The following is a 13,260-nucleotide window of genomic DNA, read 5'->3' as shown; positions in this document are numbered from 1 at the left end:
GGTTTTCTGAAGTTATACCAAAAACTGGTCCATACGCAAAAAAAAAGATCGCACTTTTTTGAGTAGTCCGGCGCTGGTACAAGATGGGCGTCAATTCTGTGTAAACGTTAAAAATTCGTCACTGTCATCATTGTCATCTTTCAGCTTGATTTCTGTGGCACTAATCGAAATAATGTCCCAATCATCCGTCAATTCCCCCAGCGGTTTATTGGCATCGGTTTTTGCGCCAAAGTTGAGGTTAAATTCTCTTGAGCTACTACTGATGCTCCATGTGCCGCTTTTATTTGCTGCGCCTTTGGCAGCAGCTGCCGTTCCGTCACTATCGAAACTGAAAGAATATCCTGCAAAATCGCTGGTTTCATCCTTACCACTATCAGTAAACAGCGTCACCCGCCAGGTGCCCGTTTTTGGGGCGTCAGTATCGACAGCTGGTGCCGGATTGTTATCATCATCGTTGCTGCAGGACACGACACATGCACTCAGCAAAATCACCAGTAGCCACTTATGTTTCATAAACGTGTATTTATTGTAGGAACTCTATATAGTAATACGGATGAGTGAGGCATTTGGTTGCCTCACAAGACAAATTATTCGGTCAAATATTACTCATTCAATAGTAATAACTAAATTTTTCTTTTTAAAACTAAATATTTAGTTTTAGTGTAAATCCCATGATATGAAGAAACTCATAATGATGTTATGCCTGCTATTCCTGTTTAACGCTAGCGGCAAGCTCAATGCGCAACAGGCAGACAGACATCTTGTAATGGACTACCTTCAGAACCAGCAATATGATGATGCCATTGCTTATCTCAGCCCCATTACTGACAGCAACAATGTTAACCAGGAATCTTTACTAGCTTACACCTTCTACCAGGCTGGCAGAACGACTGATGCGCATGCCCATTACCTGCGCGTCATCGCTATTGATTCCAGCCATATAAGCGCTCGCCAATATCTGGCCACCATCTATATGCAGCAGGATCAACCGCTGTCTGCAATTGCGCACTATCAGAAGATAGTGGAACTGAAACCGCAGAACGCCACAGCATGGAAACAACTGGGGATGGCAGGTTTTATCGCCCATATGCCTGACTCCGCTTTTGTATGGTTAAGTAAGTCATATGACCTGAATCCTAGTGATGCCAGGGTGGTAGCCAGACTAGCGGAGGAATGGATAGAACGGAAGCGCACCGGGATGGCTGATACCATGCTTAAAACTTACTTAATGAAAGACTCCTCCAATGCACTTGTGCTGGCAACAGCTGCAAGAACATCTTACCTGCTCAAGGATTACAAGCGTACCTTATCGATTGGAGATAAGCTCAAACAAATGAACATTGCCAGTCCAAATACATTCCTGTATATAGTTGCAGCAGCCTATTACCTGTTTCGCTATGAAGCCTGCATTTCCACCTATGAGTATCTGAGTATGCACAATGCTAATTCTGAAAGCATCACCTACTATACAGCGATGGCCTATACTCAGCTAAAGAAATACAAGGAAAGTAATGGTCTCCTGCAAATCTGTATAGATATGGCCAAATCGGTAAGTCTGGACAACTACTACTCGGCCAAGGCTATTAATTACGAAGCGCTCAAATTGTACAAACCTGCCATCGCCAGTCTGGATACTGCCTATTATATGTTTCATCAACCACTGAAACAATACAGTATCGGCCGTATCTATGATGCGCACCTTAAAAACGAAGTAGTGGCCACGCGTTATTACAAACGTTATATGCAATTATATAAAGGAGAAACCAGGGAAGAACGTGAGATCTATGATTACCTGAAAAGCCGCTTTGGTAAATAACCTGACAATGTGTAAGGGCATAATCTTTGCGCAGTTCAGGCATGTCAGATAAATCTAATCAACCTGTCCGTTCTGACAGGAGCGGTTTTGTTCAGGTACGGGGTGCCAGGGAACATAATCTTAAAAATGTTGACCTGCAGATCCCTCGTGATGCACTTGTTGTTTTTACCGGAGTATCTGGTTCCGGTAAGTCTTCTTTGGCTTTTGGTACCCTGTACGCGGAAGCCCAGCGCCGGTACCTTGAGTCGGTATCTCCATATGCCCGCAGGCTGTTTCACCAGATGCCGGTGCCTGAAGTTGATGAAATAGATGGTTTACCTCCGGCGGTAGCACTCCAGCAGCAAAGAGGTACGCCCACTACCCGGTCTTCAGTAGGAAGTGTGACTACCTTATCCAACCTGCTGCGCATGTTATATTCCCGGGCGGGAGACTATCCACCGGGACAATCCATCATTTACGCAGAAGCATTCTCTCCTAATACAGCCGAAGGTGCCTGTCCGCAGTGCCACGGTCTTGGCCGCATCTATGATGTTACTGAACAATCCATGGTTCCGGATGATACATTAACTATCCGGGAAAGAGCAGTAGCTGCATGGCCCACTGCATGGCAAGGTCAGAATCTTCGGGACATTCTCACCACCCTAGGTTATGATGTGGACAAACCCTGGAAAGAGCTATCTAAGAAAGACCGGCAGTGGATACTCTTTACACATGAACAACCTGTCGTACCAGTTTATGCAGGATATACTCCGGCTGAGGTAAAGGCTGCGCTGAAAAGAAAAGAAGAACCCAGTTACATGGGCACTTTTACGAGCGCTAAGCGCTATGTCATGCATACCTTCGCCAATACGCAGAGTGCCATGATGAAAAAGCGTGTTACCCAATATATGCTCAGTACTGCCTGTCCTGTATGTGATGGCAGAAGATTACGTAAGGAGTCGCTTTCTGTGAAGTTTGCCGGCCTGGATATCACAGAGATGTCAAGACTTCCTTTAGCACGCCTATACAGCACCATACAGCCATATGTCGTTAAAAAGACTACTCCTGACCATGATCATCCGGAGAAGGCCATCGTAACCCAGCGAATAGCTACTGACCTTACTGCGCGCCTGGAAGTTCTGATGGAACTCGGATTAGGGTACCTTACCCTGGAACGGAGTACACCAACATTATCGCCAGGTGAGCTGCAACGGCTACGCCTGGCCACACAGGTACGCTCTAATCTGTTTGGTGTAGTATATGTGTTGGATGAACCTTCTGCCGGTCTCCATCCTGCAGATACAGAAGCTTTGCTGAGGGCGCTCGACAGATTGAAGTCCGGCGGTAACTCCCTGTTTGTGGTAGAACACCAACTCGACGTGATCAGACATGCTGACTGGATTGTAGATGTTGGTCCGGCGGCAGGTGAACACGGCGGACAAATACTCTATAGTGGTCCGCCACAGGGATTGTCAGCTATTCCGGATTCCCTCACCCGCAAATATCTCTTTGAAGAAAATACTGCTATCTCTCATACGCCCCGAACTCCCCGGGCCTGGCTGCAGCTGAAAGATGTTACCCGTAATAATCTGCAGCAGTTATCAGCTGATTTTCCGCTGGGTGTCTTTACTACTGTAACCGGTATTTCCGGCTCTGGAAAGTCAAGTCTGGTCAGTCAGGCCTTAGTTGAGCTGGTACTGCAACGACTCGGGCAACACCGTAATGAGGAAGATGAAACTGACCTGCTTGAACAGGAAGCGCCTGCCACATTGGAGGGATACATTGCCACAGGTATGGAACATATAAAGCGATTGGTATTGGTAGATCAGCAACCGATAGGTCGCACTCCCAGATCAAACCTGGCTACCTATACAGGCCTGTTTGACCACGTAAGAAAGCTCTTTGCTTCCACGAAACAAGCAAAAGCCCGAAAGTATGACGCAGGCAGGTTCTCTTTCAACATTGCCAAAGGGCGTTGTGAAAACTGTAATGGTGAAGGCTTTGTCATGGTGGAGCTCCTGTTTCTCCCAAGTGTCTATGCACCCTGCCCGGTATGTGAAGGTTCCAGGTATAATGCAAAAACGCTAGAAATCAAATACCGGGAGCATTCTATTGCTGATGTATTACAGATGACAGTGAATGACGCCTACGCCTTCTTTAGTGAGGAGCCAACCATTCACCATTCCCTGCATGTGCTGAAAGAAGTGGGGCTAGGTTATCTGCGTCTGGGGCAACCGGCTACTGAACTTTCGGGAGGTGAGGCCCAACGTATTAAGCTGGCAACAGAACTGCAACGCATGGGACGTGGTAATGCATTGTATGTGCTGGATGAACCTACTACAGGTCTCCATCCTGCGGATGTGGAAAAGCTTATGTCTCAGCTGAACCGGTTGGTAGATGCTGGTAATACAGTAATTGCGGTTGAGCATAATATGCGCGTGCTGGCCGGTAGTGACTGGGTAATTGATATCGGTCCTGGTGCAGGCGAGGAGGGTGGAAAAGTAGTAATAGCAGGTACGCCGGCTGATGTGGCCAGGCATTCCAAGAGCCGTACAGCGGCATATCTTGCACGTCATCTGAAATAGACTTAATTTCACGCTACTTATACAACCGGCAGTTTGTTTCAACTGCCGGTTGTCATTTGTATAAACATTGCATCAATGAGTAGTAAAAAACCCGAACTGAGAACAGTTAATGTAACCAGGTACGTGACGCCGCTACGTGAAGGCGGTTCCCTGCCGGCCATTGCTGAAGCAGATGATGGATTCTTATATGTGCTGAAGTTTCGTGGCGCCGGACAAGGTATCAAGGCGCTTATCGCTGAACTGATAGGAGGAGAGATTGCCCGCACAGTAGGACTGAAAATACCGGAAATCGTTTTTGCCAATCTGGATACTGCCTTCGGTCGTACAGAGCCGGATGAGGAAATTCAGGACCTGCTGAAAGCAAGTGTTGGCCTGAACCTGGCACTGCATTATCTATCCGGCGCTATTACCTACGATCCGACAGTTGCAGTGATAGACCCGCTGACAGCCTCACAGATTGTATGGCTGGACTGCCTGCTCACCAATGTAGACCGTACGCCGCGTAATACCAATATGCTGATGTGGCATCGTGAACTATGGTTGATTGACCATGGCGCATCCCTCTATTTCCATCACTCCTGGCAGAACTGGGAAGAATCAGCCAAACGCCCGTTTGTACAAGTAAAAGATCACGTGCTGCTGCCACAGGCATCAGAACTGGAAAAAGTTGATGTTGCTTTTCGTGCAATACTAACAGATGAACAGATCCGCGATATCGTTTCTGTTGTACCGGATGAATGGCTGCTGACATTATCACATCATGGTACACCTGAAGAAATCAGGGCCGTATACACAGGATTTTTAATTACACGGTTAGCCAATACCGCAACATTCGTAAACGAAGCGCAAAATGCAAGAAAAACACTTATTTGAGTACGCCATCATCCGCGTTATGCCGAGGGTGGAAAGAGAAGAGTTTCTCAATGCCGGTGTCATCCTCTATTGCAAACAGCAGCGGTTTTTGCAGGCGCTTATCACATTGAATGAAGAGCGGCTCAGGGCCTTCTCACCAGCAACAGATATTGAAGAGGTAAAGTCTTACCTTAACGCTTTTGACTGCATCTGTAAAGGTGGAAAAGCAGCTGGTCCTATCGGACAGCTGGACCTGGCCTCACGGTTCCGCTGGCTCACTGCTACACGCAGCACTGTCGTACAGGCAGGCAAAGTACATCCGGGATTCTGTGATGAGCCGCTGAAAGCACTTACCCGTTTACACGAACAACTGGTGTTGTAACGAATGCCAGCGCAGCAGACGCCCAATATTATTATGCCTCCGGATGTATACCGGGGGCATTTTTGTTATGACTAATGCCACCTGAAATGCCTATGTTAAGTTTTCTATACCTCCCTCTTTGTATAGACTTTTTGGTTAGATTTACATGAAACAACCCCCGAAACCGATGTCTATACACGTAAGCACCTTACAACTATTCCGCCGGAAAGACGCAGACTCCCTATCCCGTTTTCTTGACCTTGTACAGACATGTAATGACCATAGTCAGGCAACAAGATTGCAATATATCTATGACGGGAATGCTTATATTGACTATACCTCTCCTTCAGCCCTGCAGCAGACATTTGCTGATCTGGAGAAATACTGGAATGAAGGAGATTATGATAAAGATGTTATTCTGTTCACCGATAAAGAACATCCTTTGTTTTCACTCGTTCATACGGATCCATTTGAATATACCAATGAAGATACTGCTGCGTTCATCTTTAACGGAGGTAAGCCCTTGCTACAGCCCGGTGGACATTTCTCATACGAGACGTTCCATCACTTCTTTACCGCTACAATAGATGCCTACCATGCCCAATATGCTGCTGTTTATGATACAGAGCTGGAAACACTGATTTCGTTCGCTTCTTTCTATGGCGAGGTAGAAATAGATGAAGAAATCACTACGCCGGACATTGTGTTAAATACACCTGAAGGACTGACAGCCCGCATTGGCCGCGTAATATCTCCTGAACTATTCAATCCCCTGGAAATACCGCCAGCTATCTACTGGTTCAATTACTGGAACGAAACACAGGTGAAGGCTATAGGAGAGGAGAAGATAAAGCTCGCCCCCTTTGAAGTAATAGAAAAACGTGCAGATGGCGGCTATATCCTTGTCGTACAGAAAGAGAACTTCGATACCCGCAATACAGCTCACCTGGAACGCCTGGCCACCCTGTATGATTACTTTGATCTGCATACCCTGCAGGAAGCCTGATGCTGCTCCTTGGCTGGCGCAGATATTGTATACTGTTAGGTATTAACTGTATCAATATGCCTGAAGGTCCATCCATTGTTATACTAAAGGAAGAAGTTGCCGGTTTTAAAGGTAAAAAGATCACAGATGTGTCCGGATATACTAAGATTGATCTGGACAGATTGCTCAATAAAAAGATCATTGCTTTCAAAAGCTGGGGCAAGCATTTTCTCATCTGCTTCAAAGGATTCACTATCAGGATTCACCTGCTTATGTTTGGCAGCTACCGGATTAATGAAAAGAAGGATAGTAATCCTGCATTACATCTCGGCTTCGGTAAAGACGAACTAAACTTCTATACCTGCGCTGTCAAGTTGATAGAAGAGCCGCTGGATGAGGTATATGACTGGAGTGGCGATGTAATGAGTGAGACATGGGATGCCAGGAAAGCAATGGCTAAGTTGAAGCAGGTACCTGACATGATGGTAGCGGATGCCTTATTGAACCAGGATATCTTTGCCGGTTCCGGCAATATTATCAAAAATGAGGTAATGTATCGTATCCGGGTACATCCGGAAAGTAAAGTCGGCAGCCTTCCGCTTAAAAAGAAGCGTGAACTGATCAAAGAAACAGTCAACTATAGTTTTGACTTCCTGCACTGGAAGAAAGAATTTAAACTAAAGGAACACTGGCTGGCACATACCAAAAAGATCTGTCCGCGTTGTAACATACCTTTCCACAAAGCATACATCGGTGCCACCAAACGACGTACATTTTATTGTACGAATTGCCAGGTGCTGTATCAATAAAAGTAAAAAGGCCGCATCTGAGCAGATGCGGCCTTTTTATTATCTTCTGTATTTATACCTGACGGTTCCCAGCAGCTCTTTTTTCTTTCCGTAACACTCTTCCTGTACCGGCAACCCATTCTCATCATACGTGTATCTCCAGATAGTATAAGTAGCCGTTTCACCATTTACGGTGGTCATAGCTCCTATCCGGTTGTTCGCGTCATAATCGAAGATATAGTCCGGCAACATCTTCTTACGGGCAGGGGAGTAACGTACTATATCACTCAGCAGCCCCTGGTCGTTATACTTGTAATAAATGCGACGGCCCTTAGCGCCCTTACCTGTTTCAATCTCCTCTATTACCTGACCTAATGAGTCAAGCGTAAAGGTGACAGTTGTAGAATCTTCTCGTTTATCTCCATGAAAATGAATCATATGCGATAAACGGCCCAGACTGTCATACATATACCGGCGCGTCTCTGTGAATTTATACTTGGTCTTCGGCTCGAACGAAGTCAGGTATACTTCTCTTAGTTTACCGCTCGTATCGTTCGTATTACGCATGTAGATCACAGTCGTAATGATATTACGGGTACTATCTATCGTTTTCGTCATCTTCCCTTTATTGTTGAAATAAGTGGTCATGGCCGAATAACCGGTAGAACGGGATACGGTAACAGAACGGATCTGGCGGAAGTTAGACGATAGTTCCCGGGTACACCTGAAATCATTGTCAGTATCCCGGTTTGCGTCAAGACTTTGCACCAGCTGGGCAGTAATCTTGTTTTCCTTCAGCAGTGCCATATTGGCTTCGGTACGAGCTGTATTGACAATATCCTGGTAGTAATATTGGGCGGAAACAGACAAGTTTAACCCAAGCAATGCCATAACAAGCAAAAAAATGGTTCTTCTCGTGTACATATTAGATACAAAAATAATGATTCGGGAACATTCAGCAGTTCATTTCTGTAAAGATAATTTTTATATTTACCATCTGTAACCTATCAACCACACAATCGCTTGAAAACACAGCCACTCAGGAAAGAAACTAACTGCCTTAACTGCGGAACGGATGTTCCTGGCAGATATTGTACTAACTGCGGACAGGAAAACATTGCCCCCCATGAAACTTTCGGCCACCTTGTTAAGGAATTTGTAGCAGATATTGTCCATTACGATTCTAAAGCGCTACTCACCTTTAAGTACCTGCTAACGCGCCCCGGATATATCACCAAAGAGTATATCGCTGGTAAACGTGTGAAGTTTGTACATCCTATCAAACTATACATTTTCTCTTCTTTTGTGTTCTTTCTGCTTTATTTTGCGCTGTCGCCGGCAGTGAATCAAGATACGCTTGACAGCAACACAAAAGCGCAACTGGCAGCAAACCGTGATAGTGCAAAAGAGAGCTTTGATAGTTTACCAGACTCTGTGAAAACCGGCGATCTTAAGACTGAAGACTGGTTCAGACGTTTATACACCTTTGAAACCCGTGAAAACTACGACTCTTTTCAGCATACGCTGCCCGAAAAGTACAGGGACGGTACTATTCAACGTAGAATGGCCGCATATTATTTTAAAGCTACCAAAGGAGTTCTGGGAACAGAGGAAGAACGGAAACATGCCGCAGAGGTACAGGAAGAATTATTTCACCACAACTATCCTAAAATGATGTTTGTGCTGTTACCTTTGTTTGCGCTCTATCTGCGATGGATGTACGATAAGAAGAAATGGTATTACGCTGACCATGCAATATCTTCGATACATCTGCATGTCTTCTTCTTTATCTTCTACCTGCTCTGTGTAGCGCTCGACAGGCTGTTTGATACAGAAATAGTCACCAGTATCGGACTATTCTTCATATTCGTTTACCTGGTAATCGCATTGCGCAATACTTACGGTCAATCCTGGGGAAAATCATTGTTAAAAGCATCACTGCTGATACTGACGTACCTGGTAACACTACTCATCGTATTTGTAGGATTTATACTGACGATGACGGTATTAAATCCGTAAATTGAGGAATGCAACCACAATTTATAATCATACACCAGCAGGTAGCCCCCTATGTGGCTCACATACAGTTAAACCGCCCCAAAGAACTGAATGCACTGAACCTTGAACTCATGGGAGAACTCAGGGACGCATTGAAAGTATTGGATGCGGATGACAATGTTCGCGTAATCATCATCAGCGGTAATGAGAAAGCTTTTGCCGCAGGCGCTGACATCAAACAGATGGCGGGTAAAACCGCAATGGATATGTATAATATTGATCAATTCAGTACCTGGGACACAATAAAGAAAACCAAAAAACCGTTGATTGCCGCAGTAAGCGGTTTCGCATTAGGAGGGGGATGTGAACTGGTAATGCTCTGTGATATGATCATTGCCAGTGAAACTGCACGGTTCGGACAACCTGAAATAAAGATAGGCGTAATGCCTGGCGCAGGCGGAACTCAACGCCTTACCCGTGCCGTAGGCAAAGCACTGGCCATGGAAATGGTATTAACCGGCCGCTTTATTACGGCAGATGAAGCTGCCCAGGCAGGCCTTATCAACAGGGTAGTACCTGTTGAACTTTACCTGGAAGAAGCAATCCGGCTGGCATCTACTATAGCATCGCTTAGTCCGCTGGCCGTAAAGATGGCCAAAGAATCCGTCCTGAAAGCATTCGACAGCAGTCTCGAAGAAGGCCTGCACTTTGAACGTAAGAACTTTTACCTGCTGTTTTCTTCTGAAGACCAGAAAGAAGGCATGCAGGCTTTTGTTGACAAAAGAACACCTGTATTTAAAGGAAAATAAGCTGTGTATTACAGGCCCAATCATGCACTGTCATTGCCACGTAGTACACAGTTAGCAATTCGTATTTTACACCATGACCAAGAACAAACACCTGGCAGCAGTATATCTGGTAGCTGCCTGTATCCTGGGATGCAAAGAACCGGCCGTTAAAAAGGACAGTCAGCAACAAGGAGGAGCTCCTCCACCCGCAACAGACACCATGATGACCATCGCCGACAACATTGAACCCACTCCGGTTGCCTCCTGGCAGTCGTTTGAACACTTTGAAGGTAAGTACATCAGTGAGACGTCTATGTTACAGCAGGAACCTCTGCGTTCCCGCATTAAGACACTACTGGATGCAGAAAATGCTGCCTTCTCGGAACGGTTTGACGTCACTCCTCCTGTAGAACTGGAAAATGATGTCCTCTACAATCAAGGTTGCCTCCGCCATTATTGCGGTGCAGATGAAGCGGCCCTGGCTATTGATATGCGCCGTGATATAATCTATGTTGGCATTGCGGTGAATGGTATAGTCACGCTCTTCAGTGAAAGAAGCGATTCCGCTTTTCCGGAAAAGCTTTTAAGGTGGAAAACCAAGTTCCCTTCCTGAACATACGCCTTATTACAGGTCGGGCTAGTAGCCATCCTGCGTTAATGGCACAACAGTTATCTCAGACCTTCAGCGGCATAAAAAAGGCGGTTAAGATCACTTGATCCTAACCGCCTTTTTGTATATACAGCAGCCTGCCGGCCACTCATTTTTATTACCTGATGGCTGACTACATGCTGTTAGTTGAACTTCTTCTTCAGCTCTGCCAGCTTCGCCTGGAAATCATTCAATGGTGCAGGTGCGCCTTGTTTAGCAGGTCTGTTGCCACTGTTACCACCTTCTTTCCTCTCCCTGCGCTGCCCGCTGTTACTTGCCTGTGGCGCTTCATTGTCTTTCATAGACAAAGAAATACGCTTACGGGAAGGATCTACCTCAAGCACCGTTACTGTTACCTTCTGATTCAGTTTAACTGCTTCATTCGGATTACTGATGAAACGATTGCTCAGGTGGGAAATGTGTACCAGACCATCCTGTTTCACGCCAACGTCCACAAAAGCACCGAAATTGGTAATATTGGTCACTACACCTGGTAATGTCATACCTACTTTCAGGTCTTCCATGGTACGGATACCTTCCGCATATTCAAAGATAGCGATCTCGTCACGTGGGTCGCGGCTAGGTTTATCCAGCTCTTTCAGGATGTCTTCCAGGGTCAGGAGACCAACTTCTTCACTCACATATTCCTTCGGATTGATCTTCTTGCGGAGGTCTTCTTTCGCCATCAGATCCTGAACAGTACATTGCTGTTTGGTTGCCATGGATTCGATCAGGGAATAACGCTCAGGGTGTACTGCTGAGTTATCCAGCGGATTGTCTCCGTTTTCAATACGTAAGAAGCCCGCACACTGTTCAAATGCTTTTTCACCCAGACGGGTTACTTTCTTCAGCTCTTTACGGTTTCTGAATGCGCCATTTTCCTTACGGTATTTGACAATGTTTTCAGCCAGGGAAGGACCCAGACCGGATACATATGCCAGCAGGTGCTTAGAGGCAGTGTTGAGGTTTACACCTACATTGTTCACACAGCTGATCACCACTCTGTCCAGGCTCTGTTTCAGGCTGGATTGATTCACATCGTGCTGGTACTGGCCTACACCAATGGCTTTAGGATCTATTTTTACCAGTTCAGCCAGTGGATCAATCAGCCTGCGGCCAATAGATACAGCACCACGAACGGTTACATCAAATTCAGGAAATTCTTCTCTTGCTACTTCAGATGCAGAGTAAACAGAAGCACCGCTCTCATTCACCATGAACACGTTAACTTTCTTACCAAAGTCGATCTTTTTCACAAACTCTTCCGTCTCACGGCCTGCAGTACCATTACCTACGGCAATAGCAGCAGTGTCATATCTTTCTGCCCATTTTTTCAGCAGGGCTTCAGCGTCATCTCTCTTATAGTTTTTCTCCAGCGGATAGATCACGTCATTGTCCAGCATGTTACCCTGGTTATCCAGTGCAACTACTTTACAACCAGTTCTGTAACCCGGATCAATGGCGATAACCGCCTTTGGCCCCAGTGGAGCAGCCAGTAGCAGTTGACGGAGGTTTTCTGCAAATACCTCGATCGCTTCTGCATCAGCTTTCTCTTTGGATAATGCACGGAACTCGTTTTCCAGCGAAGGACGCAGCAGGCGTTTGTAGGAATCAGCGGCTGCTTTTTCCACCTGTTTGCTGCTATCGTTGTTACCGGTAACGAATTGCTTGTTGATAATATCAGTAGCCTCTTCTTCCACCGGATTAATGGTGGCATACAGGAACCCTTCTGATTCACCACGCAGAATAGCCAGTACCCTGTGAGAAGGGATAGCATGGATCTCTTCGCTGAAATCGAAGTAGTCTTTGTATTTAGCGCCTTCTTCTTCTTTACCTTCTATCACTTTGGATGTCAGTACTGAAGTATGTGTGAACAGCTTACGCAATTTATCACGCACTTCAGCATTTTCGTTGATCCATTCCGCCATGATATCACGCGCACCTTTCAGCGCTTCATCAGTAGACGCTACCTGTTCGTTCAGGAACCCTTCAGCAGCAGTCAGCGGTGCAGCTTCCTGTTGTTCAAAGAGCAGTTTTGCCAGCGGCTCCAGACCTTTTTCGATAGCCTGAGTACCTCTGGTCTTACGTTTCGGTTTATACGGCAGATAAATATCTTCCAGTTCAGTAAGAGCCCAGGTGCCTTCAAGTTTCCCCAACAGTTCAGGCGTCATTTTCTCCTGATCTGTGATGGTTTTAATAATGAATGCGCGGCGTTCATCCACTTCCTTGTAGCGTTTCTGCAGGTCTTCGATCTTTCCGATCTGTACCTCGTCCAGACTACCGGTCACTTCCTTACGGTATCGGCTGATAAAGGGAACGGTTGATCCCTCACTCAGCAAATTCATGGTGTTCTCCGCTTGTCGCGCTGAAATATTCAGCTCCGCTGAAATTAGCGCAATGTGTTTGCTATTCATGAACTAAAAATTAATGGTTTTCCGGTTAACCAAAACCGGCGGCAA

Annotated in this window: 12 protein-coding genes; 9 read left to right on the top strand and 3 right to left on the bottom strand. The window is 45.9% G+C overall.

The window, feature by feature from the left end; genetic code table 11:
* Positions 1-90: 90 nt before the first annotated feature.
* Entirely contained in the window at positions 91-513 is a 423-nt protein-coding gene (locus tag K1Y79_RS11410) for a lipocalin family protein (RefSeq protein ID WP_220250143.1), read from the bottom strand.
* Positions 514-676: 163 nt separating this feature from the next.
* On the opposite strand from K1Y79_RS11410, the gene K1Y79_RS11405 reads away from it, so the two are divergent.
* From K1Y79_RS11405 to K1Y79_RS11380, 6 genes are all read left to right on the top strand, one after another.
* Positions 677-1,816 carry a tetratricopeptide repeat protein gene (locus K1Y79_RS11405; protein ID WP_220250142.1) on the top strand — a complete coding sequence of 380 codons (1,140 nt, stop codon included), beginning with the start codon at positions 677-679 and terminating at the stop codon, positions 1,814-1,816.
* A gap of 41 nt (positions 1,817-1,857) precedes the next feature.
* Positions 1,858-4,380 carry an excinuclease ABC subunit UvrA gene (uvrA, locus tag K1Y79_RS11400; RefSeq protein WP_220250141.1) on the top strand — a complete coding sequence of 841 codons (2,523 nt, stop codon included), beginning with the start codon at positions 1,858-1,860 and terminating at the stop codon, positions 4,378-4,380.
* A 75-nt stretch (positions 4,381-4,455) separates the two neighbouring features.
* On the top strand, positions 4,456-5,253 hold the full coding sequence (locus tag K1Y79_RS11395) for a HipA family kinase (protein ID WP_220250140.1): 798 nt from the start codon (positions 4,456-4,458) through the stop codon (positions 5,251-5,253).
* Entirely contained in the window at positions 5,231-5,614 is a 384-nt protein-coding gene (locus tag K1Y79_RS11390; RefSeq protein WP_220250139.1) for a DUF3037 domain-containing protein, read from the top strand. The genes K1Y79_RS11395 and K1Y79_RS11390 overlap by 23 nt, the downstream gene beginning before the upstream one ends.
* 166 nt (positions 5,615-5,780) lie before the next feature.
* Entirely contained in the window at positions 5,781-6,599 is an 819-nt protein-coding gene (locus K1Y79_RS11385) for a DUF5953 family protein (protein ID WP_220250138.1), read from the top strand.
* 56 nt (positions 6,600-6,655) lie between these two features.
* Positions 6,656-7,387: a DNA-formamidopyrimidine glycosylase family protein gene (locus tag K1Y79_RS11380; RefSeq protein WP_220250137.1), complete on the top strand. Its 732-nt coding sequence runs from the start codon at positions 6,656-6,658 to the stop codon at positions 7,385-7,387.
* A 39-nt stretch (positions 7,388-7,426) separates the two neighbouring features.
* Here the strand turns inward: K1Y79_RS11380 and K1Y79_RS11375 are convergent, their stop codons facing one another.
* Positions 7,427-8,257 (bottom strand): hypothetical protein, encoded by an 831-nt coding sequence (locus tag K1Y79_RS11375; protein WP_220250136.1) that lies wholly within the window; start codon positions 8,255-8,257, stop codon positions 7,427-7,429.
* Positions 8,258-8,389: 132 nt separating this feature from the next.
* Here K1Y79_RS11375 and K1Y79_RS11370 point away from each other — a divergent pair, with 132 nt between their 5' ends.
* From K1Y79_RS11370 to K1Y79_RS11360, 3 genes are all read left to right on the top strand, one after another.
* Positions 8,390-9,385, top strand: coding sequence for a DUF3667 domain-containing protein (locus tag K1Y79_RS11370; protein ID WP_220250135.1), 996 nt, complete (start codon positions 8,390-8,392; stop codon positions 9,383-9,385).
* Between the two features lie 8 nt (positions 9,386-9,393).
* Positions 9,394-10,173 carry an enoyl-CoA hydratase-related protein gene (locus K1Y79_RS11365; protein ID WP_220250134.1) on the top strand — a complete coding sequence of 260 codons (780 nt, stop codon included), beginning with the start codon at positions 9,394-9,396 and terminating at the stop codon, positions 10,171-10,173.
* A gap of 73 nt (positions 10,174-10,246) precedes the next feature.
* Positions 10,247-10,765, top strand: a complete 519-nt coding sequence (locus K1Y79_RS11360; RefSeq protein ID WP_220250133.1) for a hypothetical protein — start codon at positions 10,247-10,249, stop codon at positions 10,763-10,765.
* Positions 10,766-10,944: 179 nt separating this feature from the next.
* Here K1Y79_RS11360 and K1Y79_RS11355 read toward each other — a convergent pair whose 3' ends face one another.
* On the bottom strand, positions 10,945-13,215 hold the full coding sequence (locus tag K1Y79_RS11355) for a Tex family protein (RefSeq protein WP_220250132.1): 2,271 nt from the start codon (positions 13,213-13,215) through the stop codon (positions 10,945-10,947).
* Between the last annotated feature and the right edge of the window lie 45 nt (positions 13,216-13,260).

It is taken from the genome of Chitinophaga rhizophila (genome assembly GCF_019492185.1).
GTDB classification, from domain to species: domain Bacteria; phylum Bacteroidota; class Bacteroidia; order Chitinophagales; family Chitinophagaceae; genus Chitinophaga; species Chitinophaga rhizophila.
Note: the sequence above shows the minus strand (reverse complement) of the source record. Positions and strands in the feature narration are given on the sequence as shown.